20 protein-coding genes and 1 pseudogene are annotated in these 22698 nt (G+C 72.2%); 9 read left to right on the plus strand and 12 right to left on the minus strand.

Features of this window, described 5'->3' with window-relative positions; all coding sequences use genetic code 11:
- Nucleotides 1–259 precede the first annotated feature (259 nt).
- The 3 genes from ACZ7BZ_RS05905 (at nucleotide 260) to ACZ7BZ_RS05915 (ending at nucleotide 3484) form a co-directional block, all read left to right on the plus strand.
- Nucleotides 260–1744 carry an NCS2 family permease gene (locus tag ACZ7BZ_RS05905; RefSeq protein ID WP_470357284.1) on the plus strand — a complete coding sequence of 495 codons (1485 nt, stop codon included), beginning with the start codon at nucleotides 260–262 and terminating at the stop codon, nucleotides 1742–1744.
- Between the two features lie 103 nt (nucleotides 1745–1847).
- Nucleotides 1848–3032, plus strand: a complete 1185-nt coding sequence (locus ACZ7BZ_RS05910) for an XdhC family protein (RefSeq protein ID WP_470357285.1) — start codon at nucleotides 1848–1850, stop codon at nucleotides 3030–3032.
- A 158-nt stretch (nucleotides 3033–3190) separates the two neighbouring features.
- On the plus strand, nucleotides 3191–3484 hold the full coding sequence (locus ACZ7BZ_RS05915; protein ID WP_470357286.1) for a hypothetical protein: 294 nt from the start codon (nucleotides 3191–3193) through the stop codon (nucleotides 3482–3484).
- A 24-nt stretch (nucleotides 3485–3508) separates the two neighbouring features.
- Here ACZ7BZ_RS05915 and ACZ7BZ_RS05920 read toward each other — a convergent pair whose 3' ends face one another.
- From ACZ7BZ_RS05920 to ACZ7BZ_RS05940, 5 genes are all read right to left on the minus strand, one after another.
- Nucleotides 3509–4129, minus strand: coding sequence for a LysE family translocator (locus ACZ7BZ_RS05920; protein WP_470357287.1), 621 nt, complete (start codon nucleotides 4127–4129; stop codon nucleotides 3509–3511).
- Between the two features lie 67 nt (nucleotides 4130–4196).
- Nucleotides 4197–5954: an SDR family oxidoreductase gene (locus ACZ7BZ_RS05925; RefSeq protein WP_470357288.1), complete on the minus strand. Its 1758-nt coding sequence runs from the start codon at nucleotides 5952–5954 to the stop codon at nucleotides 4197–4199.
- Nucleotides 5951–6895: a M24 family metallopeptidase gene (locus tag ACZ7BZ_RS05930; protein WP_470357289.1), complete on the minus strand. Its 945-nt coding sequence runs from the start codon at nucleotides 6893–6895 to the stop codon at nucleotides 5951–5953. Before ACZ7BZ_RS05930 ends, ACZ7BZ_RS05925 begins: the two co-directional genes overlap by 4 nt.
- A 13-nt stretch (nucleotides 6896–6908) precedes the next feature.
- Entirely contained in the window at nucleotides 6909–8033 is a 1125-nt protein-coding gene (locus ACZ7BZ_RS05935) for a PDR/VanB family oxidoreductase (RefSeq protein ID WP_470357290.1), read from the minus strand.
- Nucleotides 8034–8215: 182 nt separating this feature from the next.
- Nucleotides 8216–9133, minus strand: coding sequence for a metal-dependent hydrolase (locus ACZ7BZ_RS05940; protein WP_470357291.1), 918 nt, complete (start codon nucleotides 9131–9133; stop codon nucleotides 8216–8218).
- Nucleotides 9134–9474: 341 nt separating this feature from the next.
- On the opposite strand from ACZ7BZ_RS05940, the gene ACZ7BZ_RS05945 reads away from it, so the two are divergent.
- Complete coding sequence (locus tag ACZ7BZ_RS05945) at nucleotides 9475–10272, plus strand: hypothetical protein (protein WP_470357292.1); 798 nt, start codon at nucleotides 9475–9477, stop codon at nucleotides 10270–10272.
- Between the two features lie 305 nt (nucleotides 10273–10577).
- Here the strand turns inward: ACZ7BZ_RS05945 and ACZ7BZ_RS05950 are convergent, their stop codons facing one another.
- From ACZ7BZ_RS05950 to ACZ7BZ_RS05980, 7 genes and pseudogenes are all read right to left on the minus strand, one after another.
- Nucleotides 10578–11357 carry an IclR family transcriptional regulator gene (locus ACZ7BZ_RS05950; RefSeq protein WP_380450822.1) on the minus strand — a complete coding sequence of 260 codons (780 nt, stop codon included), beginning with the start codon at nucleotides 11355–11357 and terminating at the stop codon, nucleotides 10578–10580.
- A gap of 343 nt (nucleotides 11358–11700) precedes the next feature.
- Nucleotides 11701–13161 carry a catalase gene (locus ACZ7BZ_RS05955; protein WP_470357293.1) on the minus strand — a complete coding sequence of 487 codons (1461 nt, stop codon included), beginning with the start codon at nucleotides 13159–13161 and terminating at the stop codon, nucleotides 11701–11703.
- 317 nt (nucleotides 13162–13478) lie between these two features.
- Nucleotides 13479–14540, minus strand: a pseudogene (gene alc / locus ACZ7BZ_RS05960) (allantoicase); the annotation flags it as partial.
- Nucleotides 14541–14603: 63 nt separating this feature from the next.
- A complete protein-coding gene (allB, locus tag ACZ7BZ_RS05965) occupies nucleotides 14604–16013 on the minus strand; it encodes an allantoinase AllB (RefSeq protein WP_470357294.1) in 1410 nt (469 codons plus the stop codon).
- A gap of 201 nt (nucleotides 16014–16214) precedes the next feature.
- On the minus strand, nucleotides 16215–17357 hold the full coding sequence (locus ACZ7BZ_RS05970) for a glycerate kinase (protein ID WP_470357295.1): 1143 nt from the start codon (nucleotides 17355–17357) through the stop codon (nucleotides 16215–16217).
- Nucleotides 17358–17912: 555 nt separating this feature from the next.
- Nucleotides 17913–18806 (minus strand): 2-hydroxy-3-oxopropionate reductase, encoded by an 894-nt coding sequence (locus ACZ7BZ_RS05975; protein WP_470357296.1) that lies wholly within the window; start codon nucleotides 18804–18806, stop codon nucleotides 17913–17915.
- A gap of 85 nt (nucleotides 18807–18891) precedes the next feature.
- Nucleotides 18892–19734, minus strand: coding sequence for a TIM barrel protein (locus ACZ7BZ_RS05980; protein ID WP_470357297.1), 843 nt, complete (start codon nucleotides 19732–19734; stop codon nucleotides 18892–18894).
- A gap of 218 nt (nucleotides 19735–19952) precedes the next feature.
- Here ACZ7BZ_RS05980 and ACZ7BZ_RS05985 point away from each other — a divergent pair, with 218 nt between their 5' ends.
- The 5 genes from ACZ7BZ_RS05985 (at nucleotide 19953) to pucL (ending at nucleotide 22687) form a co-directional block, all read left to right on the plus strand.
- The gene (locus ACZ7BZ_RS05985; RefSeq protein ID WP_470357543.1) at nucleotides 19953–20198 is read left to right on the plus strand and encodes a thiamine-binding protein; all 246 of its coding nucleotides are present in this window, start codon (nucleotides 19953–19955) and stop codon (nucleotides 20196–20198) included.
- The gene (locus ACZ7BZ_RS05990) at nucleotides 20195–20575 is read left to right on the plus strand and encodes a helix-turn-helix domain-containing protein (protein ID WP_188309323.1); all 381 of its coding nucleotides are present in this window, start codon (nucleotides 20195–20197) and stop codon (nucleotides 20573–20575) included. The genes ACZ7BZ_RS05985 and ACZ7BZ_RS05990 overlap by 4 nt, the downstream gene beginning before the upstream one ends.
- A 216-nt stretch (nucleotides 20576–20791) precedes the next feature.
- Nucleotides 20792–21295, plus strand: a complete 504-nt coding sequence (gene uraD, locus ACZ7BZ_RS05995; RefSeq protein ID WP_470357298.1) for a 2-oxo-4-hydroxy-4-carboxy-5-ureidoimidazoline decarboxylase — start codon at nucleotides 20792–20794, stop codon at nucleotides 21293–21295.
- 105 nt (nucleotides 21296–21400) lie between these two features.
- Nucleotides 21401–21736: a hydroxyisourate hydrolase gene (gene uraH, locus ACZ7BZ_RS06000; RefSeq protein WP_188309321.1), complete on the plus strand. Its 336-nt coding sequence runs from the start codon at nucleotides 21401–21403 to the stop codon at nucleotides 21734–21736.
- 30 nt (nucleotides 21737–21766) lie between these two features.
- Nucleotides 21767–22687 (plus strand): factor-independent urate hydroxylase, encoded by a 921-nt coding sequence (pucL, locus tag ACZ7BZ_RS06005; RefSeq protein ID WP_380450849.1) that lies wholly within the window; start codon nucleotides 21767–21769, stop codon nucleotides 22685–22687.
- Nucleotides 22688–22698: the final 11 nt, after the last annotated feature.

A 22698-nucleotide genomic window follows, 5' to 3' on the forward strand; every position in this document is an offset into this window, starting at 1 on the left:
GGGAGTCAGACCTCCGGGGCGGCGCCGAGTCTTCCCCGCCGCCCCGGAGCAACCCGCTGCCCTCGCCCACGCCGGGGTTCCGCAGTGGTGCGCACCACCCTCGACTGCACCACCCGCACCTGCACCTCTACCTGCACCACGGACGCTCCCCCCACCCGAGCGCCCCAGTGAGTCGATACCGTCCCCCTCTGCCAACTTCGTTGACTGGCAATCAGGTCGGCTCGCCCACCCCAACCCCCTTTGACACTTGGGAGTGGACATGACCAGGATCCCCACGGAGCCCGGCACCACCGAAGCAGACAGATCCGCCGAGGACGAGACCCACCCCTCGCCCCCGGCACCAGGGCCGAAGGGCTCGCTCGACGCGTACTTCAAGATCTCGGCCCGCGGCTCGACCCTCGCCAACGAACTACGCGGTGGCCTCACCACCTTCATGGCGATGGCGTACATCATCCTGCTCAACCCGCTGATCCTCAGCGGCGCGGACGTCACCGGCGTCAAGCTCGACCACGCCGCGCTGACCACCGCCACCGCCCTCGCGGCCGCCGTCACCACCATCCTGATGGGCGTGGTCGGCAACGTGCCGCTGGCCCTGGCCGCCGGACTCTCGGTCTCCGGCGCGGTCTCCGCGCTCGTCGTGCCGCACACCACCTGGCCGCAGGCCATGGGCCTGTGCGTGATCTACGGCCTGCTGATCGTGCTGCTGGTGGTCTCCGGACTGCGCGAGAAGATCATGAACGGCATCCCGCTGCCGCTCAAGCACGCGATCACCATCGGCATCGGCCTGTTCGTCACGATCATCGGCCTCTACAAGGCCGGCTTCGTGCACACCGGCGGCCCCACCCCGCTGTCCCTCGGCCCGTTCGGCGAACTCTCCGGCTGGCCGGTCCTGATCTTCTGCCTCACCCTGCTCACGATCTTCGTGCTGATGGCGCGCGGCGTGCGCGGCGCGATCCTGATCGGCATCGCCGGCGGCACCGTGGTCGCCGTCGTCGTCAACAAGCTGGCCGACGTACCGGCCAAGGCCTGGGCGAACTCCGTCCCGGTCTGGCCCGGCAGCCCGATCGCCGCCCCCGACTTCAGCCTCTTCGGCCACGTCGACCTGTTCGGCGCCTTCGGCGGCAAGGGCCTGGGCGCGATCAGCGCCTCCGTCGCGGTGTTCACCCTGGTGCTGGCCGGCTTCTTCGACGCGATGGCCACCATCATCGGTGTCGGCACCGAGGCCGGACTCGCCGACAAGCAGGGCCGGATGCCCGGCCTGTCCAAGGCGCTGTTCATCGACGGCGCCGGCGGCGCGGTCGGCGGCCTGGCGGGCGCCTCCGGGCAGACCGTCTTCGTCGAGTCCGCCACCGGCGTCGGCGACGGCGCCCGCACCGGCCTCGCCTCCGCCGTCACCGGCGGGCTCTTCGCCCTGATGCTGTTCTTCTCGCCGCTGGCCGGAATCGTGCCGGTCGAGGTCGCCTCCGCCGCCCTGGTGGTGATCGGCTCGATGATGATGAGCCAGGCCCGGCACATCGACTGGTCCGACCGCGAGGTCGCCATCCCGGCCTTCCTGACCTGCGTGCTGATGCCGTTCACCTACAGCATCACGGCGGGCGTCGCCGCCGGCGTCATCTCGTACACGGTGATCAAGGCCGGCCAGGGGAAGTGGCGCGAGCCCGGGGTGCTGATGTGGATCCTCACCGCCGTGTTCGTCGTGTACTTCGCGCTCAGCCCGATCAAGTCCTGGCTCGGCGTGCACTGAGCACCGTGCTCCCGGTCCTTTGATCACAACCGCCGCCGTACGGGATCGTTTCCCGTACGGCGGCGTCCCCCGCTACTGTCGAATCGGGTAAGGAGCCTCCGACATGCAGGACATCGCCGAGCAGTTGCAGGCCTGGCACGCGTCCGGGCGGTCCTTCGCCGTGGCCACCGTCGTCGGCGTCTCCGGCAGCGCCCCGCGCGACCCGGGAGCCGCGCTGGCCGTCGACGCGGCCGGGGAGGCCGTCGGCAGCGTCTCCGGCGGGTGCGTCGAGGGCGCGGTGTACGAGCTCTGCCAGGCCGCCCTGGACACCGGCGAACCGGTCCTGGAGCGATTCGGCTACAGCGACGAGGACGCCTTCGCCGTCGGACTGACCTGCGGCGGGATCCTCGACGTCTTCGTCCAGCCGGTCGTGCCCGGGGCCGACCCCGGGATGGACGCCGGCCTCGCCCACATCGCCGACGGGACTCCCGTCGCCCTCGCCCGGGTGATCGAGGGCCCGGCCGCACTCCTCGGAGCCACCCTCGCCGTCACCTCCGACCAGCGGCACGGGGCGCTCTCGGTCGGGCCGACCACCGTCGGCGCGCTCGAACGCGCCCTGGTCGCGGAGGCCCGGGCCATGCTCGACGCCGGCCGCACCGGGCGGATCGTGCTCGGCCTGGACGGACGGCCCTGCGACGAAGAGGAACAGGGCACCGTCACCTGCTTCGTCGAGTCCTACGTGCCCGCGCCCCGGATGCTGGTCTTCGGCGCGATCGACTTCGCCGCCGCCGTGGTGCGGATCGGCAAGTTCCTCGGCTACCACGTCACCGTATGCGACGCCCGGCCCGTCTTCGCCACCGCCCGGCGCTTCCCCGAGGCCGACGAGGTCGTGGTCGACTGGCCGCACCGCTACCTGGACTCCCAGCTCGGCCGGATCGACGGCCGCACCGTGCTGTGCGTGCTCACCCACGACGCCAAGTTCGACGTCCCGCTGCTCGAACGCGCCCTGCGGCTGCCGGTCGGCTACGTCGGCGCGATGGGCTCCCGGCGCACCCACCGCGACCGGCAGGCCAAACTGCGCGAAGCGGGGCTCACCGACACCGAACTCGCCCGGCTGCGCTCCCCGATCGGCCTCGACCTCGGCTCCCGCACCCCCGAGGAGACGGCCGTCTCCGTCGCCGCCGAGATCATCGCCCACCGGCGCGGCGGCAGCTGCCTGCCGCTGAGCGCCGGGGACGGGCCGATCCACCACGACACCGCGGTGGCTTCCGAGGAACCGGCACCCACCCGACGGACCCACGCCGCCTGAGGGCCGGTCGGCGTTGGGAACCGGCCGGCGTTGGGAACCGGCCGGCGTTGGGAACCGGCCGGCGTTGGGAACCGGCCGGTGTCACGTTGCGTGGCCACCGGGGCAGCGGGAGGCTGGAGGTGCGGACTCGCCCCGAGCCCGGGGAAGGAGCAGGGATCATGCGTGCCCTGCTGGAGGTCGAACTCGACACCGCGACCTCGAACAAGCTCATCAACGACGGCACCATCGGCGACGCGATCCAGCAGACACTGGCCCAACTCAAGCCCGAGGCCGCCTACTTCCTCAGCCGCCACGGGCGGCGCGCGATAGTCGTCGTCGTCGACATCGCGGACGAGGCCTCGATCCCGTCCATCATGGAACCGTTCTGGCTACAGCTGGACGCCACCGTCGACCTGCACCCCTGCATGAACGTCGAGGAGCTCACGGAGGGGCTCAAGCGGCTCGGTCAGTAACCGTCCGTCACGCGCCTTCACCCGTCAGTCGGCCAGCGCCAGCTTCAGGCCGAAACCCACCACCACCGCACCGGTCACCCGGTCCATCAGGCGCCGGGCGGCCGGGCGGCGCAGCCAGCCGCGCAGCACCCGGGCGAAGCCGACCAGGACGGTCGACCAGAGCAGGCCCTCCACCACGTGCACGCAGGTCAGCACCACCCCGGCGGCGAAATGCGGGGCCCCGGCCGGGATGAACTGCGGCAGCACCGCCACGTAGAAGACCCCGACCTTGGGATTCAGCAGATTGGTCAGCGTCCCGCGCCGCCAGCCGTGGACGAACCCGCCCTCGACCGGTTCCTCCTCGGCCGCGGCCTCGACCCCGCGCTTGCGCAGCATCCCGACGCCCATCCACACCAGATAGACCGCACCGGCCCAGCGCAGCACCTCGTACGCCACTTGCGAGGCGGTCAGCAGCGCCGTCACCCCCGCCGAGGTCAGCGCGCCCCAGATCAGCGTGCCGGTCTGGATCCCCAGCACCACCCCCCAGGCCTGCCGCCGCCGCCCCAGCGCGGACGTCCGCAGGATCAGCGCGGTGTCGAGTCCGGGCGTGAGCGTGAGCAGCCCGACGACGAGGGCGAAGGACCACAGAGCGGTTGTCATCTCCATGGGCCTCGATGCTCTCACAGCCCCGGCGAGGCGCTGCGGGCCGCCCGGACGCTGCGGCAACCGTGGCTCAGGTGATGTTCAGGCGGGCGGCGAGGCGGAGGAGGCCGGGGCTGAGGCGGGAGAGGAGACGGGCGGCCTTGGCCTCGGGGGTGACCGGGACGACGGGCTTGCCGGTGCGGACGGCGGTGACGATCGCGGTGGCCACCTTCTCCGGCGGGAAGCCGCGGCGGGCGTAGAGCTTGGCGGCGCGGGCCTGCTTGGCGGACTGCTCGGCGGCGGTGGTGGCGGAGAACGTGGAGGTGCGGGTGATGTTGGTGTTGACGATGCCCGGGCAGATGGTCGAGACGCCGATGCCGTGGCCGACGAACTCGGCGCGCAGGCAGTCGGAGAGCATGAAGACGGCGGCCTTGCTGGTCGCGTAGGCGGTGAGCGCCTTGGCGGGCAGGTAGGCGGCGGCCGAGGAGACGTTGACGATGTGGCCGCCAAGGCCGCGGTCGGCCATCAGGGTGCCGAAGGCGCGGCAGCCGTGGATCACGCCCCAGAGGTTGACGTCCAGGACGCGCTGCCACTCCTTCTCGGTGGTCTGCAGGAACGTCCCGGAGTGGCCGATGCCGGCGTTGTTGACCAGCACGTCGGGCACGCCGTGCTCGGCGGCGACGCTCTGGGCGAAGGCGTCCATCCCGGCGCCGTCGGAGACGTCCACCCGGTAGGCGTGTGCCCGCGGGCCGATCAGCGAGGCGAGTTCGGCGGTGCGCTCGGCGGCCGCGAGGTCGAGGTCGCAGACCACCACCCGGGCGCCGTCCTCGGCGAAGGCTAGCGCGGTGGCCCGGCCGATGCCGCTGCCGCCGCCGGTGACGATCACCAACCGGCCGTCGCCGTCGCCCGGTTGGGCCGGCCCGCCGGATTCGATGCGGGCGGTCTCGATGCGGGCGGTGAACTCGCGGACCAGGCCGGCCACGGTGGCTCCCTTCTCCAGCAGCGCCGACCAGTGGCCGGCGTGCAGTGTGCGGCGGGTCAGGTGGGGCACCCAGCGCTCCAGGCCCTCGGAGAGGTAGGTGCCGACGTAGCGGTCCCGGGTCAGGGTGACCAGCTGGACCGGGACCTCGGTCGGCCGCTCACGCGGACTGCCCATCGTGGGGCGGAAGTTGGCCCGGTACAGCTCGATGCCGCGGACCGCGTCACGGCGCAGGGTGGGCTGGGGGTGGCCGGCCCGGGGGGTGACCCGCTCCAGGTCGCGCAGCACCCGCGGCCAGGCCCGGGCCAGGCCCAGGCGCCACACCGCAGGGGCGAGGAAGGGCAGGTGGAAGGCGGTGATGTACCAGGAGTGGAGGCCCTGGTGGAGCAGCTGCCCGAGGTGGCGCGGGGTGGGGCGGCGCAGCCGGTGGCGCAGCCAGTGACCCATGTGGTCCAGGCTGGGGCCGGACAGCGTGGTGTAGGAGGCGATCCGGCGCTCGGCGCCGGGGGCGGTGACGGCCTCCCAGGACTGGATCGAGCCCCAGTCGTGGGCCACCAGGTGAACCGGGCGGTCCGGGCTGACGGCGTCGGCGACCGCGAACAGGTCGTCGGCCAGGTGCTCCAGGCGGTAGTCCTCGCGGCGGGCCGGGGCGGCCGAATCGCCGGCGCCGCGTACGTCGTAGCGGACCACGTGGTGGTCGCGGGCGAGGTCGGCGGCGATGTCGTCCCAGACGACGTGGGTGTCCGGGTAGCCGTGCACCAGGAGGACGGTGGGGGCCTCCGGGTCGCCCTGCTCGAAGACGGCCAGCGGCAGGCCGCCGGAGTGGACGGTCCGGCGGCGGACGGCCGTGGACGGACGGGGGGTCGTCATCGGGTGGCCTCCAGAGCGGTCGGCTCGTCGGTCGGGTCGGCGCGGGTCGGGTCGGTGCGGGTCGGGTCGGCGGCGGTCGGCTCGATGGTGGCCGAATCGTCGGCCGTGGTCCAGCGGCGGACGTGCGGGAGGTCGTCGTCGAGCCAGTGGGCGTCGTCCTCGGTGACCACCAGCAGTTCCTCGAACTTGATGCCCACGCCGCGGAAGCCGATGTGCGGTTCGACCGCCCACAGCCCCGGGGTGGGCGCGTGCCGGGACGACCGGCCGTCCGCCCACAGCGGCGAACGGCCTTGCAGCCGCTCGGAGATGAGTTCGCGGCCGAGGGTCTGCAGGGTGCGCACGCCGAAGCCGAAGACGTTCACCCCGGCCGGGCCGCGCACGGTGCTCCGGGTTACCTGGTGGCCGATCACCCGGCCCGGGTAGACCTGGTGCCGGTTGTCGTAGCCGTGCGCGGCGATCTGCGCGTCCACCGCCGCGTACACCTCGTTCAGCGGCTTGCGGGCGCGCACCTCGGCGAGGATCAGCTCGCGGTAGACCTTCAGGTCGGCGGCCAGCCGGTCCCAGAGCCGGTTCTCGCCGACCTTGCCGCCGTAGCCGATGTCGGCGGTGTAGCCGTCCACGATCGGCGCGCAGTCCAGCACGTACGGCATGCCCTCCTCCAGGCGGCGGTTGCCGGCGAAGAACTGCAACGGGGTGTGGAAGTGCCGGAAGGCCGTGCGGTCGCCGAACCAGGCGAACGGGACGTGGAAGAAGTCCTGCACCCCGGCGGCCACCAGGCGGCGGCGCAGCTCGGCGGTGGCCTGTCGCTCGGTGACGCCCGGTTCGATCCAGGCGGCGACCTGTTCGGCGCAGTGGTAGGCGAGTTGCTGGGTCTCGCGGAAGCGGGCGAGGTCGCGCTCGGTGTAGGGGAAGGCCGGCATCATGGTCGCCGTCGGGGGCATCGGGGGGCTCCTTCTAGACGTCGAGCACGAGGGTCTCACCCTCGGCGGCGCGGGAGACGCAGGGCAGCAGGGCGCCCGCGGCACGCTGCTCGGGGGTGAGGCGGCGGTCCCGGTGCTCGGGGGTGCCGGCCAGCAGGCGGACCTCGCAGGTGCCGCAGAAGCCCTGGTGGCAGGAGTACGGGAGGTCCGGGCGGGCCTCGCGCAGCACGTCCAGGGCGGAGCGGTCGGCGGGGACGTCCAGGGTCGGGCCGTCGGTGCCGAGCCGTACGGCGAAGGGCGCACCGCCGGTGATCGGGGCGGCGCCGAAGCGCTCGAAGTGCAGGGCGGGGGACGGACCGCCGGCCCCCACCGAGCCGCCGGCTCCCGCCGAAGCGCCGCCCAGCGCCCGCTGCACGGCGGCGAGCATCGGGGCCGGGCCGCAGCAGTAGACGGCGGCGCCGCGCGGGCCGTGGGCGAGCAGTTCGGCGCCGGTGGGAACGCCGCCGTGCTCGTCGTCGGTGCGCAGCACGACGCGGTGCGGGGCGAGGGCGCGCAACTCATCCGTGTACGGGAGGGTGTCGGCGCTGCGTCCGACGTGCACCAACGTCCAGTCGAGGCCGTGCCGTTGGGCCTCGCGGGCCATCGGGAGGAGCGGCGTGACGCCGATGCCGCCGGCGAGCAGGAGGACGGCGGGCTCGGCGCAGAAGGCGAAGCCGTTGCGCGGGCGGCGGGCGGTGAGGCGGGCGCCCGGGTGCAGGGTGTCGTGCACCTCGACCGATCCACCGCCGCCCTCGGGCAGCCGCCGGACGGCGATCCGGTAGCGGTGGCGGTCGGCGGGGTCGCCACTGAGCGAGTAGTGGCGCTCCCGGCCGGAGGGCAGGGCGAGCCGCAGGTGGGCGCCGGGCTGCCAGGGCGGCAGCGGGCTCCCGGAGGGGTCGGCGAGACTCAGCTCGATCACGTCGACGGCGAGTCGGCGGCGCTCGGCGACCACCAGTTGCAGCGGCGGGGTGGGGCGGCTGAGCGCGCGGCGGGGGTTGCGGCGCAGCAGGGGACTGCCCAGGGCCGGGCTGTAGCGGTCGCCGAAGGCGGTGAGCCGGCGCATGAAGGTGTCGGCGCGGGGGCGGCCGTAGAGGTCGGGGGGCGGGGTGAGCAGGTCCATCCGGGCGGGTCCTTGGCGGTGGGAGGGGCGGGCGCGGGCGGCGAGGTGGCGGGCGGGCGGGCGACAACTGACAGATTTCAGATTTCAGATTTCAGATTTCAGATTTCAGATTTCAGCAAACAGCTGACGTTTTCTGTTTGTTGAAACCTGTCACCCACCTGTCACCCACCTGTCGCCCGCCGTCACCCCCGCCCGGCGGCGGCGCGGGCAGCCGGCGAGGTGGCGAGGTAGCCCAGCGCCTGGCTGGAGGAGCCCTCCTGGGTCGGGTGGTAGCCCGGCCGCAGATAGCGCAGCCCGGAGCGGATGGAGCGGATCGGATCCGGCAGCAGTCCGCGCTTGGCGATTCGGCCGGCCTCCCGCCAGGTGGGCCTGAGCACCCCCTCCAGGGTCGGGTCGGCGGCGAGCAGGAAGCGGGCGCCGCGCACCCAGAGGTGCACCAGCAGCGGCCCGGAGATCGCCATCCCGCGGACCCGGCGCAGGTAGCCCGGGTCCAGGTGGACCATCAGGTCGAAGGCGACGCTGCGGTGCTCGACCTCCTCGGCGCCGTGCCAGCGCAGCAGGTCCAGCATCGTCGGGTCGGCCTTGGCCCGGTCCAGGCCCGGGGAGTTGAGCGCCCAGTTGCCGAGGAAGGCGGTGAAGTGCTCGATCGCCGCGACGAAGGCGACCCGTTCGATGACGTTCTCCCGCCGCTGCGCCGGTGTCAGGCCCGGCTTGTCACCGAGGACGCGCTGGAACAGCCAGGAGATCTGCCGGACGTACGGCCGCGGGTCGAGCCCCTGGCCGAGCAGGTGGTCGAGCACCTCCTGGTGGGCCTCGGCATGGATGGCCTCCTGCCCGATGAAGCCGAGCACCTCCTCGCGCAGCTGCTCGTCCCGGATGAGCGGCAGCGCCTCCTTGAACACCTTGACGAACCAACGCTCACCCTCGGGCAGCAGCAGGTGCAGCACGTTGATCACGTGGGTGGCCATCGGCTCGTCCGGGATCCAGTGCAGCGGCAGCCGGGCCCAGTCGAAGCGGACGTCCCGGGGCTCCAGGACGAGGCTCTCGTGCACTCGCGCAGCGGGAGCGGCGACGGCGGGGACGGGGGTGGAGCGGGGCATGGCAGGCCCTCCTGACCTGGGAGCGGCGGCTCGACCCAGCGAAACGTACTCGCCGGTAGAGGTAGGGACAAGGGGTTCGACGACTCTTATCGACATCGAGTCTAATAAGTGATGTGCACCGCGGGGCAGCCCCCGAAACCCTCCTGTGACTTCGATCGATAGATTGCGAATCCGAGCTGTAGTTTGCGAGCGTCGGTCCGGGGGCCGGTCGAGTCGCGTTGAGTAGTGGTCAAGTGCTGTCTCTGACCCAGGTACACGTAATCGTGCCCACGCGGCTGAGGTAACGGCGTGCGGGCTAGCCACTCGCAGAGGTTCGGTGATTCGGCTGGGATCATGACCACATGCCCGAGGAATCGAATCTGCTGTCAGGCCTGTGGCCGCTCGCGCCGTCCAGTAGGACCGACTGGTTGCTGGAGCTGTGCGGCGATGGTGTGACCGGATTCATGCCGCCCGCGCTGCCCGATGCCGTCTGGGTGCTCAACGCCATGTACGAGCACGAGCAGGGTCCGGCTGAGATGACGTACCACGAGTACCGCCAGGCGCGTCTCGCGGACGGGAGTATCCAGCCCGCCAGCTTTGCGGGCATCGACCTCGAAGTGGGTATCGCCACGGGAGGCGGCCTGGGCCGCGCCGAGCATCCCGGCTCCGGCTGGCGGCGGCTGCGCTGGGCGGAACTCGCCCGACGCGCCGGCGACCCCGTCGTGCCCGACGGGCTACTGCCCTCCCTCCGCTGTTTCCCCTCGACCAAGAAGGAGGGCAGCTGGCCGCTCGACATCACTCCGCCCACCGAGGGAAGCCTGGACCGTGAAACCTGGAACCGGCTGATCGCCGTCCTCACCAAGCACAGCCCCGCAGGTCCGGACACGCCCTGCCTGGCCTACTACAACCCGCTGATGCTCACGGTCACCGACTTCGACAACCTCCATGTACGGGCCGGCCGCCTCGGCGATGCCGCGATCCTCTACGACAATCCCGAGGCCGACTTCAGCCCGTCCAACCTCTGGGCGGAGGACCGCTCATGGGTCATGTGTACCGACTACGACCTGTGGGCGACCAAGGTCGCTGGCCCTCCGGCCCTGGTCGAAGCGCTGCTGAACGACCCCGAAATCGAAGCGATACGGCTGCCCTGGGCGCCCTGACGACGAACCGCACCGGTCCCGCCCCCAGCCCCGAAGCGCGAGCGCATTCACGTGTACCAGGCTGAGCGCTTTCGCATTCACCGGTACACCGACACCTGCCAACAGCCTGATCCGTCACCGACGGTCACCATCTCCGGACGTCACCTCGCAAAGTAACGCTCGGAACGGCTCGCAAACTACAAGTCGGAACCCCAGGTCGCAGACGGTGGACTCGCAAACTATCCGATGAAGTCACACCTCCCGTGGAAAGCGCGCGGGCCCCGCCGGACGGTGTGTCCGACGGGGCCCGAGGGGGCGGGCGGGGCTCAGACCGCCATCGCCAGCATCAGCGGCGCCGCCCGCGCCGCCAGCAGCTCGGCGGCGGCCTTCAACTTGTGGATGTTGTCCACCGGCATCGAGGTGGCCAGACAGCCGACCGTGCTGCCCGCCGTGACCGGGACGGCCGCGCAGACCGTGCCCAGCGCGTACTCCTGGATGTCCAGCACCGGCACCGTGGCCGGCTGGCGCTCCAGCCGGTGCATCAACTGGTCGGCATCGGTGACCGTACGGGAGGTGAGCCGGGCGACCGGGTGCCGGGAGAGGTGGTCACGCCGGCCGTCCGCGTCCAGCTGGCTGAGCAGGCACTTGCCGATCGCACTGGCGTGCGCGGTGGCCCGGAAGTCCACCCACTCCTGCACCGCCGGCGCATAGTCGGCGGCCGAGACCGCCTCGACCGACAACTCCCCGTCGTGATACCGGGTGAAGTACACTGCGGCGCCCAACTCGTCCCGGAGTTCGGCGAGTTTGCGGTTCAGCCGGGCCTTGACGAGCTGCTCCCGGTTGTGCTGCCCGAGCAGGGCGAAGGTGCCGCCGAGCACCCAACCGCCGTCCTGGCACTGGAGGTAGCCCTCGATCTCGAGGATCTCCGCGAGCCGGCGGACGGTCGGCAGGCCCAGTGAGGTCTCCCGCGCGAGGCCGACCAGGGTGGCGCCGTCGGGGTGCCGGTCGACGGCCTCCAGCAGTCTGAGGGCGTGCTGCAGGGAGGTGAACTGGCCCGTCGGGCCCTGGTCCAGCGCGGCGTGACGACCCGGGGCTGGTGTCGACATGTCGTCCCCTTCCGATGTCCCCCCACGGAGCGACCGCGGGCGTTCCCCAGCCTATCCACCCCGGCCCCCGGGCGGCTGCTGTCCGTGAATATCCGTGAACATTCCGTGGAGCAACGGCCGGTCGGCTGGCGGACTTTCCGCCCCGCGTCCGTCCGTGCGACGCCCGACGGGCCCCTCCCCCACTGCCCAGGGGGAGGGGCCCTTCGTGGAACCCCGGGGGGCGGGCCCCGGCGGTTCTGAGGGTGCGGAGAGTGCGCTGGGTACCGAGAGTGCGCTGGGTACCGAGAGCACGCGGAGGCGCCGAGAGCGCGCGGAGGTGCGGACGGAGCCGGTCCGCGGCGGGTCAGCCCTCGTCGCCCGCGCGGAGCTTGGTGACGGCGGCCTCCAGCCGGGCGCCGTACTCCTCGTCGGCGGCGTGGAAGTGGGCGAGGTTCTTCTCCACCACGTCGTCCCGGGTGACCTGCGACAGGAAGCCCGCGAGGTTGTCGATCAGACGGGTCCGCTCGCCCTCCGACATCAGCCGGTAGAGCTCGCCGGCCTGGAAGAAGTCGTCGTCCTTGGTGTGGGCCGGCGTGGTGTAGGTGCCGGTATAGCCGTCGACCTTGACCGGTGCGGCGAGCGCGCTGTCGCTCTGGGCCGGGCCGTCGTACGAGTTGGGCTCGTAGTTCTTGCCGCGGCCGGCGCTGTTGACGGCCATCTGGCCGTCCCGGCCGTAGTTGGCGGCCTCGGTGGCGCGCGGGGCGTTCACCGGCAGCAGGGTGTGGTTGACGCCGAGGCGGTAGCGCTGGGCGTCGGCGTAGGCGAACAGCCGGCCCTGGAGCATCTTGTCCGGGGAGGGACCGATGCCGGGTACGAAGTTGTTCGGCGAGAACGCGGACTGCTCGACGTCGGCGAAGACGTTCTCCGGGTTCCGGTTGAGAACCAGGCGGCCGACCTTGACCAGCGGGTAGTCGGCGTGCGGCCACACCTTGGTGAGGTCGAACGGGTTGAAGCGGTAGTCCGCGGCCTCGGCGACCGGCATCAGCTGGACGTAGAGGGTCCAGGACGGGAACACCCCGCGCTCGATGGCCTGGTGGAGGTCGCGCTGGTGCGAGTCGGCGTCGGCGCCGACCACCTCGGCGGCCTGGCCGCCGTCCAGGCTGCGGATGCCCTGGTTGGTCTTGAAGTGGTACTTCACCCAGTAGGCCTCGCCCTCGGCGTTGACCCACTGGTAGGTGTGCGAGCCGTAGCCGTTCATGTGGCGGTACGAGGCGGGGATGCCGCGGTCGCCGAACAGCCAGGTGATCTGGTGGGTCGAGGCCGGCGAGTGGGCCCAGAAGTCCCAGACGTTGTCCGCCTCCTGCACGCCGGTGTACGGGTCGCGCTTCTGCGAGTGGATGAAGTCGGGGAACTTGATCGGGTCCTTGATGAAGAACACCGGGGTGTTGTTGCCGACGAGGTCGTAGTTGCCCTCCTCGGTGTAGAACTTCAGCGCGAAGCCGCGCGGATCGCGCACCGCGTCGCTGGCGCCCAGGTTGCCGGCCACGGTGGAGAACCGCACGAAGACCTCGGTGCGCTTGCCGACCTCGGACAGGAACGCCGCGCGGGTGTACTTCGACGCCTCGTCGGTGACCTCGAAGTAGCCGTACGCGCCGGAGCCGCGGGCGTGCACGACGCGCTCCGGGATGCGCTCGCGGTTGAACCGGGCCAGCTTCTCCAGCAGGTGCTGGTCCTGGAGCAGCAGCGGGCCGTACTCGCCGGCCGAGGCCGAGTTCTGGTTGTCGGCGACCGGGGCGCCGGACTCCGTGGTCAGGATCTTGGACATGGAGGGTCCTTCAGGTGTCGATAAGGCGGTGCGTGAAGGCGGTGCGTGAAGGCGGTACGTGGAGGCGGTGCGTGGAGTGGCGTGGGGGCGGGCCCGCGCCGGGCTCAGACGCCCAGCAGGCGCCACAGCGCCGAGCGGCGGCGGGCGGAGTGCTCGCCGTCCGGGCCGTCGGCCGGCCGGAGGGCGGCGACCGCGGCGGTGGCCGCGGCAGGGTCCGCCAACGGGCGGGCGGCGGCCAGGTCGGCCGCCTCCTCGACGGTCAGGCCGGCGCCGGTGAGCGCGGCGGCGGCCTCGGCGGCCGGGACGGCGTTGAACCAACGCAGCGCGAGGGCCGCGCGGCCGGCCTCGGTGAGGCGGCCGGTGAGCCGGAGGCGGGCCAGGCCGCCGTCCGGGTAGACGTTGATCCGCACGTGGGTCACCGGGCGGCCGGCGTCGAGCCGGAAGCGGTGCCGGGTGTCGGGCTGCAGCCGGGTGCGGGGCAGGAGTTCGAACCATTCGCCATCGGCCGGCGTCTGCGGAGACGCAGGCTGCCCGGTCGAGGCGTCGAAGCCGATCAGGTCGGCCCAGCCGGGGGCATTGGCGACGAAGTGGGTGGTGTCCACCTCGGCGGCCAGGACCTCACCACCCCCGGCCAGGGCGATCTGCACCCAGTCGTTGGCCTTGTCGCGCCGACGCCGGGTCTCCCAGCCCTCGCCCATGACGGAGGCGCGACCGGGAGCGTTCAGGTTGTGCGGGGAGGAGAAATAGCGGTCGGACGCCGCCTCGGCCACGCCGCCGTACTCCTGGGCCGCCAGGTCGAAGGTGAGGCCGTCCAGTTCGCGCGGGTCGGGCAGCACCTCGCCGTGCACCCGGAGCCGGGCGACGCCGCCGTCCGGAAAGATGCTCAGCCGTACGTGGGTGTAGCGGGCGTCGTCCTGGACGGCGAACTCGTGGGCGGTGTCGCCCCGGAGCGGGGTGCGCGGCACGATGACCGTCCACTCGGCGGCCTGCACCTCCTCGGGCGAGGGGTGGCCGGGCACGGAGGCGGCCTCGACGGTGGCGCTCTCCGGGTAGTTGCCGGTGAAGTGGGCGGTGTCGACGACCACGCCGTGGATGACGCCGCCGACGCCGAGCCGCACGATCGCCCAGTCGTGGTCCTGATCGGTGGGGTGCGGCTGCTCGGCGGAGACGCCGCGGCGGCGCTTGGACTCCCAGCCGTCCATGATCTGGCCCTTGTGGCCGAAGGTGTGCGGGCGGAACTCGGCGGGCTTGGCGACCAGCAGGTTCTCGGCGTCCGCGAAGGTGTCCTCGTTGGTGGCGACGACGCCCGCGCCGAGCAGTCGGGAGGCCAGGTCGACCAGCTCGGTGAAGGGAGCGCTCGGGGTGTCGGCAGTGGTCACTGGCTCTCCTCGGAAGAAGGTTTCGGTTCAGGAAGCTCGGTCGGTTCGGGAAGTGGTGTCGCCTCAGGAGCCCTTGGCGGAACTGGATTTGTCGGACCGGGAGTTGTCGCGCCGGACGTCGTCGGGCCGGGTGAGCTGCCGGCCGAACGGCTCGGCGCCGGTGTCCACCGCGCGGCCGCGAAGCCAGGTGGTGCGGACGGCTCCGCTCAAGGTCCGCCCGGCGTACGGGGTGACCGGGTTGCGGTGGTGCAACTCGCGGGCTTGGACGGCGAATTCTCCGTCCGGGTCGAAGGCGACCAGGTCGGCGTCGCAGCCCGCCGCGATGGCGCCCTTGGTGCCGGTGAGGCCGACCAGTTCGGCCGGTCCGGAGGACATCCAGCGCACCACGTCGGCCAGGGTGTGGCCGCGGCGGCGGGCCTCGGTCCAGATGGCGGGCAGGCCCAGTTGCAGCGAGGCGATGCCGCCCCAGGCCGCCGCGAAGTCGCCGCTGCCGCCGTACTCGGGCAGCAGCTTGAGGTCGGGGGTGGACGGCGAGTGGTCGGAGACGACGGCAGCGAACTCGCCGTTCGCCAGGGCCTCCCAGAGCGCGTCCCGGTTGGCCTCGTCGCGGATCGGCGGGCAGCACTTGAAGGCGGTGTCGCCGTCCGGCACCTGCTCGGCGGCCAGGGTCAGGTAGTGCGGGCAGGTCTCGGCGGTCACCAGTACACCGTCCTCGCGGGCCTTGCGCAGCAGCGGCAGCACGGCCGCCGAGGAGACGTGCAGGATGTGCACCCGGGTACCGGTGCGCCGGGCGGTGTGGAGCAGGTGGGCGACCGCCGCGGTCTCCGCGCCGGCCGGCCGGGAGGCGAGGAAGTCCCGGTAGTGGACGCCGGGTTGCTGCGGCGCGGCGGCCAGGACGGCCGGGTCCTCGGCGTGGATGATCGCCAGTGCGCCGATCCGGGCCTGCTCGGCCAGGGCGGCCTCCAGGTCGGCCGCCTCGACGTGCGGGAACTCGTCCACGCCGGACGGCGCGAGGAAGCTCTTGAAGCCGAACACGCCTGCCCGGTGCAGGGGTTCGAGGTCCGCGACGTTGCCCGGGACCGCCCCGCCCCAGAAGCCGAGGTCGACCCAGGCCTGGCCCTCGGCGGTCTTCCGCTTGACGTCCAGCCCCGCGACCGTGGTGGTGGGCGGGACGGAGTTGAGCGGCATGTCGATGATCGTGGTGACGCCGCCGGCCGCGGCGGCCCGGGTGGCGGTGGCGAAGCCCTCCCACTCGGTGCGGCCGGGCTCGTTGACGTGCACGTGGGTGTCGACCAGGCCGGGCAGCAGGGCGGTGTCGCCGAGGTCCACGAGTTCGCTGTCGCCGACCACCAGCGAGCCGTGGGCGGCGACCTGCTCGATCCTGCCGTCCCGGATCAGCACGTCCGCGGGGCGCTCGCCGTCGGGCAGCACCGCCCGGCGGGAGCGGATCACCGCTGGCTGGCTGAACGGCATGGGGACCTCCGAAACCTGGAACTGGGCGGGGACGGGGGGTACTCGCGGGTACCCGGGATACGCGGGGACACACCGGACCACGCGGCCCGGGGAGGCGCTCGCGGGTGGTCGGACGGGTGGTCGAAGTGGGCGGGAACCGAAGGATTGCCGGGAGCCTAGGCCCGCCTTCAACAAAACGTCAATGGAGGAACGTACGAGGGCTCAGCCCGGCAGCAGCGCCCCGGCCAACCGCTCCCCCGCCACCTCGGCCAGCTCGCCGGCCCTGGCCATGCTGTCCCCCGGCTGCTCGGCCAGGTCGGTGAGCGCGATCGCGGCGGTGAAGCCGGCCGCCCGCCACTCGCGCTCGGACAGCTCCAGCCGACCCGCCACAGCGGCCACCCGAACCCCCGCCCGGGCAGCCGCCGCGGCGACTCCGGCGGGGGCCTTGCCATGGAGCGTCTGAGCGTCCAGGCAGCCCTCACCGGTGACGACGAGGCGTGCCCCACGCACGGCCTCGTCGAAACCCAGCAGTTCGAGCAGCAGCTCGATACCGGGTCGCATGGTGGCGCCGAGCAGGGCGAGGGCGGCGAAGCCCACCCCGCCCGCGGCCCCGGCGCCGGGGGCCTCCCGTACGTCCCGCCCGGTCACCGCGGCGACCCGGTCGGCGAAGCGGGTCAGCCCCTGCTCCAGGACCACCAGGTCGTCCCCGTCGGCGCCCTTCTGCGGGCCGTAGACGGCGGTGGCGCCGCGCGGGCCGAGCAGCGGGTTGTCCACGTCGCAGGCGACCACGACCTCCACACCGGTCAGCAGCTCGGCCAGCGGACCGGGGTCGATCCGCTCCAGCCGGGTCAACGCGGCGCCGCCGGGCGGAAGTTCGACGTCGTCGGCGTCCCGCAGCCGGACCCCGAGGGCCTGCACCATGCCGGCTCCGCCGTCGGTGCAGGCACTGCCGCCGAGGCCCAGCACGATCCGCTTGGCGCCCATCGACACCGCCCGGCCGATCAGCTGGCCGACGCCGTAGGAGCCGGCCGCGAGCGGGGCGGTCCGGCCGCCGGGCAGCCGGGCCAGCCCGGACGCCTGGGCCAGCTCGACCACGGCGGTGTCGCCGCGGACGGCGAGCGCGGCGTCCACCGGCAGGCCGGTCGGGCCGGCCACCTTGGCCGGCACCCGGGTGAAGCCGGCCGCGAGCGCCGCGGCCAGGGTGCCCTCGCCGCCGTCGGCGACGGGCAGTTCGCGGACCTCGGTGCCGGGCGCGGCGCGCCGGATGCCGGCGGCGATCCGGGCGGCGACCTCGGCGCCCTCCAAGCTGCCCTTGAACTTGTCCGGCGCTACGACCACATGGCCCTGGAGGGGGGTGGGGGGCATCGGTGGTCCTCACTTCCGTACGGGGGTCTGGCAGTGGTTCGACAAGCATGGGTCCGGTGGCCCCGGGACCGCGACCCCCGCGGAGGGCGGCACGGCCGGACCCCGGAGGGCACTGCCGCCTGGCCCCGGAGGGCAGTGCGGCCGGGCGTGCGACCGACCCGCGGAGGGCGGCACGACCGTGGTCGGTGCGACCCCCTCCCCGCCGTTCCCCTCGTCCCGCTTCCGACGTACGAGGGGCTCCCCTCGGCGGGGAGGGGGCCAGGCGACGCGCGTGCGGCACGACCGAAGTGCCCCCAGGGAAGGGTGTGCGCGTCACCGGCTTGGGTCGACCGGCGGGCGGGCGGATGAGCCCCTGCCCGCGCGCCGGTCGGATCTGGCCTCCTGGTGGCGCGGGCACGACCGGATCAGGTACACGCCACCAGGAGGAGTTTTCGGGAGGTGTCGGGCCACCTCGGGCTACGCCATGTCGCGCTGCGCCACGTCGTTGCGCCACCTCGCGTCACGCAATGTCGCGTCACGCCATGCCGTTACGCCATGTCGTTACGCCATGTCGCGTCACGCCACGTCGCGGCCGGAGAGCCGCTCGACGCCGCGCAGCAGCGCCGAGTGGTCGAGCGAGCCGTCGCCGTTGGCGCGGGCGGAGGCGACCAGCTGGGCCACCACGGCGCCGACCGGCAGCGCGGCGCCCACGGCGCGCGCGGCGTCGGTGACGATGCCCATGTCCTTGTGGTGCAGGTCGATCCGGAAGCCGGGGGCGAACTCGCGGTTGAGCATGTTCGCCTTCTTGCGGTTGAGCACGGTGGAGCCGGCCAGGCCGCCGCCGAGCACGTCCAGCGCGGCGGCGAGGTCGACCCCGGCGTTCTCCAGGAACACCACGGCCTCGGCGAGCACCTGGATGTTGACCGCGACGATCAGCTGGTTGGCGGCCTTGACGGTCTGGCCGGCGCCGTCCGGGCCGACGTGGACGACCGTGGTGCCCAGCGCGTCGAACAGCGGCTTGGCCTCGGCGAAGTCCGCCGCCTCGCCGCCGACCATGATCGACAGCACCGCCTCGACGGCGCCGGCCTCGCCACCGGAGACCGGGGCGTCCAGGGTGCGCACGCCCTTCTCCCGGGCGGCCTTGCCGACCTTGATGGAGGTCTGCGGGGTGATCGAGGACATGTCGATCACCAGGGTGCCCGGCTGGACGTTCTCCAGGACGCCGCCCTCGCCGAGGATGACCGCCTCGACGTGCGGGTCGGCCGGGACCATGGTGACCACGACCTCGGCGTCCTTCACCGCGTCGGCGATGCTGGCGGCGCCGTGGCCGCCGGCCGCGACCACGGTGTCGATCGAGGCCTGGGAGAGGTCGAAGCCGGTCACGTGGTGGCCGGCCTTGACCAGGTTGACGGCCATGGGCTTGCCCATGATGCCGAGGCCGACGAAGGCAATCTTGCGGGAGGCGCTCATCGCGTCGGGTTCCTTACGTGTGCGGGTGGGGAGGGGTGTGACGCCCGGCCGCGCCGGCGCCTGCCGGGCTGCCGCCGGACGGGCCCTAGCGGGCCGCGCGCAGCTCGCGCGGCAGCCAGTCGAAGCTGTCGGCGCTGACGCCGGACGAGGGCCGGTACTCCAGGCCGATCGAGCCGGTGTAGCCGGCGGCGCTGAGCCGGGCGAACAGGTCCTCGAAGTCCAGCTCACCGGTGCCGGGCTCGTTGCGGCCCGGGTTGTCGGCGATCTGCACGTGGCCGATCTTGTCGGCGTGGAGGTCGATGACGGCCGCCAGGTCCTCGCCGTTCATGGCCAGGTGGTAGAGGTCGCAGAGGAACCGGGCGTTCCCCAGGCCGGTGGCGGCGTTGACCTTGTCGACCACCTCGACGGCGGCGGCCGCGGAGACCAGCGGGTAGTCCGGGGACTCGGCCTTGTTGAGGGCCTCGATCAGCAGGACGGCGCCGATCTCGTGCGCCGCCTGTGCGGCGAGCACCAGGTTCTCCAGCGCCAGCGCGTCCTGCTCGGCCGGCTCGACGCCCTCGATCCGGTTGCCGTACAGCGCGTTGAGCGCGGTGGCACCGAGCGAGGCGGCGAGTTCCGCGGCGACCGGGAGGTTGGCCCGGAAGCGGTCCCGCTCGGACGGGACCGAGACGGTGCCCCGGGCACCCCGGCTGAGGTCGTCGAGGAAGTTGAGGCCGGTGAGCCGGACCCCGGCGTCACCGAACGCCTTGCGCACCGCATCGAGTTCGGCCCGACCGGGGCTGTGCTCGGTGCCGAACGGCCACCAGAGCTCGGCGGCCGTGAAGCCGGCCGCGGCGGCGGCCGCGGGGCGCTCCAGCAGCGGGAGTTCGCCGAACAGGATCGACAGGTTGACCGTGAAGCCGTGCTTGGCAGCCGCCGTCACGTCCATCACCTCTCACTCTCTCTTCCTTCATCCGCAACTTCCACGATCCGGAAGAGGGATTCTGTGTGGTGGAAGCATCTCCGGCCTGCCGAGTGGGTGTCAAGGCTGCCGCAACATTTTGTTGAAGTAGCCCCAAGGGGCCCGCTCACCAGGCCCGCGACTGTTCGATCGCCCAGCCCCTGCCCCCGCCCACCCCCGCTCGATACAGTGAGCAGGTGCGATTGATGGTGGAGTTCACGACAGAACCGTTCGAATTGGACACGTTCCCCGAGCACGCCGCTGCGGCCCGCAAGGTCGTCGACGAGGCGGGCCTGGACGTGTCGGTCGGGCCCTTCGGGACCGGCGCCGAGGGCGAGGCCGAGCAGGTCCTCGCCGCGGTGACCCGACTGCTCCGGGAGACCCTGGAGGCCGGGGCGACCCGCATCTCCGTCCAGGTCAGCCTGCTGGACGAGGAGGGCGGTACGCCGTGACCGAGCACGTGGAACACCCACTCGCCGCGGCGGTCAAGCCGCTGCTCGACGCGGTCGGCGCGACGCCCGTCCCGCTGGACGAGGCGAAGGCCGAGGACGTCGTCCTGGAGTGGGAGGGCACCCCGGCCCTCGCCGTCCGGCTGCCGCACCTGAGCAGTGCGCTGGACCGGCTGCTGACCGAGATGACCCGGCAGTTCGACGGCCGCCCGCTGGCCGAGCTGGACCGCTGGGAGAAGCAGCGGGTGGTCGCCCTCCTGGAGGAGCGCGGCGCGTTCACCGTCCGCCACGGCGTCGAGACGGTCGCCTCGGCCCTGGGCGTCAGCCGCTTCACCGTGTACAACTACCTGAACCGCCAGGACGGCTCCAAGCCGTCCTGAGCGCGGCCCGCGAGGAGCTGCAGAACGGGTGACCCCGCCGGTGCCGAGAAGTCTGGATCGGCCCACGGCGGGGCGCACTTGGTGAATCGCACACGAAAGGGCCCCGCATCGTGGGCCGGTTCAAAACGTAACCACCAACCGTTCAACAAACTGTTGACGGCCGGGTGGGGCCGATCTAGCTTTTCCGGGTGGCACCACTCTTCAGGAGGTCCACCCGTGACCAACCACCCCCACGCCCTTGACGCCCTGGCCGCAGCCGATGCCGCGGAACTGGCGGAGATCCTGCTGGAGGTATGCTCCAGCCCCCGTTGGGCCGCCGCGGTCGCGGAGGCCGAGCCCTGGTCCAGCCGGGAGTCCCTGCTCGCCGCCAACGCGGCGGCGATGGCCGACCTGACCGACGCGGACCTGCGCGACGCGATGGCCGGACACGCCCGGATCGGCCAGCCCAAGACGGGCGACGCCACCTCCGAGCGCGAACAGGCCGGCCTCCAGGGCGTGGACCAAGCGGTCCTCGACGAACTGCGCGGGGCCAACGCCGACTACGAGGCCAAGTTCGGCCACGTGTTCCTGATCTGCGCGACCGGGCGCACCGCGGCCACCATGCTCGCGGCGCTGCGCGAGCGCCTGCCCAACGACCCCGCCACCGAGGCGGAGATCGTCCGGGGCGAGCTGCGCAAGATCAACGACATTCGGCTCAACCGCCTCCTCGACGCTTCCTGAGGCTTCGTCAAGAATGATTCGCGAGCGGGGCGTCCCCACTCCGGACGGCCACCACTCACGATCTGACGCACCATCACCTCTGCCATCAGTAAGGTCACTTCACCCATGACTGGCATCTCCACCCACGTGCTCGACACCAGCCTCGGCCGCCCGGCCGAGGGTGTCCCGGTCGAGCTCGCACTGCACACCGAGGGTGGCTGGCAGGTGCTCGGCACCTCCGCCACGGACTCCGACGGCCGGGTCAAGGACCTGCCGGCCGTGGAGGCGGGCTCGGTCGTCCGGCTGCTCTTCGACACCGGCGCGTACTACGCGCTGAAGTCCGCCGAGCCGCCGTTCTTCCCCGAGGTCTCGATCGTCTTCACGGTCGCGCCCGAGCAGCACCACTACCACGTGCCACTGCTGCTGAACCCGTTCGGATACTCGGTCTACCGCGGAAGCTAGTAGACCGACCTGGAAGCTTAGGAGCCTGTCATGGCCCACGTGCTCGGTCAGAACCAGTACGGCAAGGCGGAGAACCGCATCGTCCGGGTCTACCGCGACTCCACGCGGCACGAGATCAAGGACCTCAACGTCTCGGTCTCCCTCCAGGGCGAGTTCGAGGACGTCCACCTCACCGGGTCCAACGCCAACTGCCTTCCCACCGACACCACCAAGAACACCGTCTACGCCTTCGCCAAGGAGTACGGCATCGACTCCGCCGAGGCCTTCGGCATCCTGCTGGCCCGGCACTTCGTCGACGACACCGAGCGCGGCGTCGTGCACAGCGCCCGGATCCGGATCGAGGAGTACACCTGGGACCGGATCCGGACGCCCGACAGCTCGGCCCGCTTCATCGGCTCCGAGGAGGTCGGCCACTCCTTCGTCCGCAACGGCCAGGAGACCCGCACCACCGAGGTCGTCTACGACGGCGAGAAGGTCCAGGTCATCTCCGGCCTGAAGGACCTCGTCGTCATGAACTCCACCAACTCGGAGTTCTGGGGCTACATCAAGGACCAGTACACCACCCTCCAGGAGGCGTACGACCGCATCCTCGCCACCCAGGTCACCGCCCGCTGGAAGTACGGCTACAGCGGTCGCGACGGCGAGGCCCAGCCCAACTGGAACCGCTCCTACACCCATGTGAAGCGGCACATGCTGGAGGCGTTCGCCGAGACCTACTCCTACTCGCTGCAGCAGACCCTGCACTCGATGGGCACCCGGGTCCTCAACAACCGCGCCGAGGTTGACGAGGTACGACTCGAACTGCCCAACAAGCACCACTTCCTCGTCGACCTGGAGCCCTTCGGGCTCAAGAACGAGAACGAGGTCTACTACGCGGCGGACCGGATGTACGGCCTGATCGAGGGCACCGTGCACCGCGAGGGCGTCGTCCCGGTCATCCCGGTCGTCTGACCTCCCCCGCC

The sequence above is a fragment of the Kitasatospora sp. NPDC036934 genome (assembly GCF_055608425.1).

What these genes read in the sequence shown, in the direction of transcription:
- ACZ7BZ_RS05905 (WP_470357284.1), top strand. Translation starts at nt 260, where the DNA reads ATGACCAGGATCCCCACGGAGCCCGGCACCACCGAAGCAGACAGATCC.
- ACZ7BZ_RS05910 (WP_470357285.1), top strand. Translation starts at nt 1,848, where the DNA reads ATGCAGGACATCGCCGAGCAGTTGCAGGCCTGGCACGCGTCCGGGCGG.
- ACZ7BZ_RS05915 (WP_470357286.1), top strand. Translation starts at nt 3,191, where the DNA reads ATGCGTGCCCTGCTGGAGGTCGAACTCGACACCGCGACCTCGAACAAG.
- ACZ7BZ_RS05920 (WP_470357287.1), bottom strand. Translation starts at nt 4,129, where the DNA reads ATGGAGATGACAACCGCTCTGTGGTCCTTCGCCCTCGTCGTCGGGCTG.
- ACZ7BZ_RS05925 (WP_470357288.1), bottom strand. Translation starts at nt 5,954, where the DNA reads ATGACGACCCCCCGTCCGTCCACGGCCGTCCGCCGCCGGACCGTCCAC.
- ACZ7BZ_RS05930 (WP_470357289.1), bottom strand. Translation starts at nt 6,895, where the DNA reads ATGCCCCCGACGGCGACCATGATGCCGGCCTTCCCCTACACCGAGCGC.
- ACZ7BZ_RS05935 (WP_470357290.1), bottom strand. Translation starts at nt 8,033, where the DNA reads ATGGACCTGCTCACCCCGCCCCCCGACCTCTACGGCCGCCCCCGCGCC.
- ACZ7BZ_RS05940 (WP_470357291.1), bottom strand. Translation starts at nt 9,133, where the DNA reads ATGCCCCGCTCCACCCCCGTCCCCGCCGTCGCCGCTCCCGCTGCGCGA.
- ACZ7BZ_RS05945 (WP_470357292.1), top strand. Translation starts at nt 9,475, where the DNA reads ATGCCCGAGGAATCGAATCTGCTGTCAGGCCTGTGGCCGCTCGCGCCG.
- ACZ7BZ_RS05950 (WP_380450822.1), bottom strand. Translation starts at nt 11,357, where the DNA reads ATGTCGACACCAGCCCCGGGTCGTCACGCCGCGCTGGACCAGGGCCCG.
- ACZ7BZ_RS05955 (WP_470357293.1), bottom strand. Translation starts at nt 13,161, where the DNA reads ATGTCCAAGATCCTGACCACGGAGTCCGGCGCCCCGGTCGCCGACAAC.
- allB (WP_470357294.1), bottom strand. Translation starts at nt 16,013, where the DNA reads ATGCCGTTCAGCCAGCCAGCGGTGATCCGCTCCCGCCGGGCGGTGCTG.
- ACZ7BZ_RS05970 (WP_470357295.1), bottom strand. Translation starts at nt 17,357, where the DNA reads ATGCCCCCCACCCCCCTCCAGGGCCATGTGGTCGTAGCGCCGGACAAG.
- ACZ7BZ_RS05975 (WP_470357296.1), bottom strand. Translation starts at nt 18,806, where the DNA reads ATGAGCGCCTCCCGCAAGATTGCCTTCGTCGGCCTCGGCATCATGGGC.
- ACZ7BZ_RS05980 (WP_470357297.1), bottom strand. Translation starts at nt 19,734, where the DNA reads ATGGACGTGACGGCGGCTGCCAAGCACGGCTTCACGGTCAACCTGTCG.
- ACZ7BZ_RS05985 (WP_470357543.1), top strand. Translation starts at nt 19,953, where the DNA reads ATGGTGGAGTTCACGACAGAACCGTTCGAATTGGACACGTTCCCCGAG.
- uraH (WP_188309321.1), top strand. Translation starts at nt 21,401, where the DNA reads ATGACTGGCATCTCCACCCACGTGCTCGACACCAGCCTCGGCCGCCCG.
- pucL (WP_380450849.1), top strand. Translation starts at nt 21,767, where the DNA reads ATGGCCCACGTGCTCGGTCAGAACCAGTACGGCAAGGCGGAGAACCGC.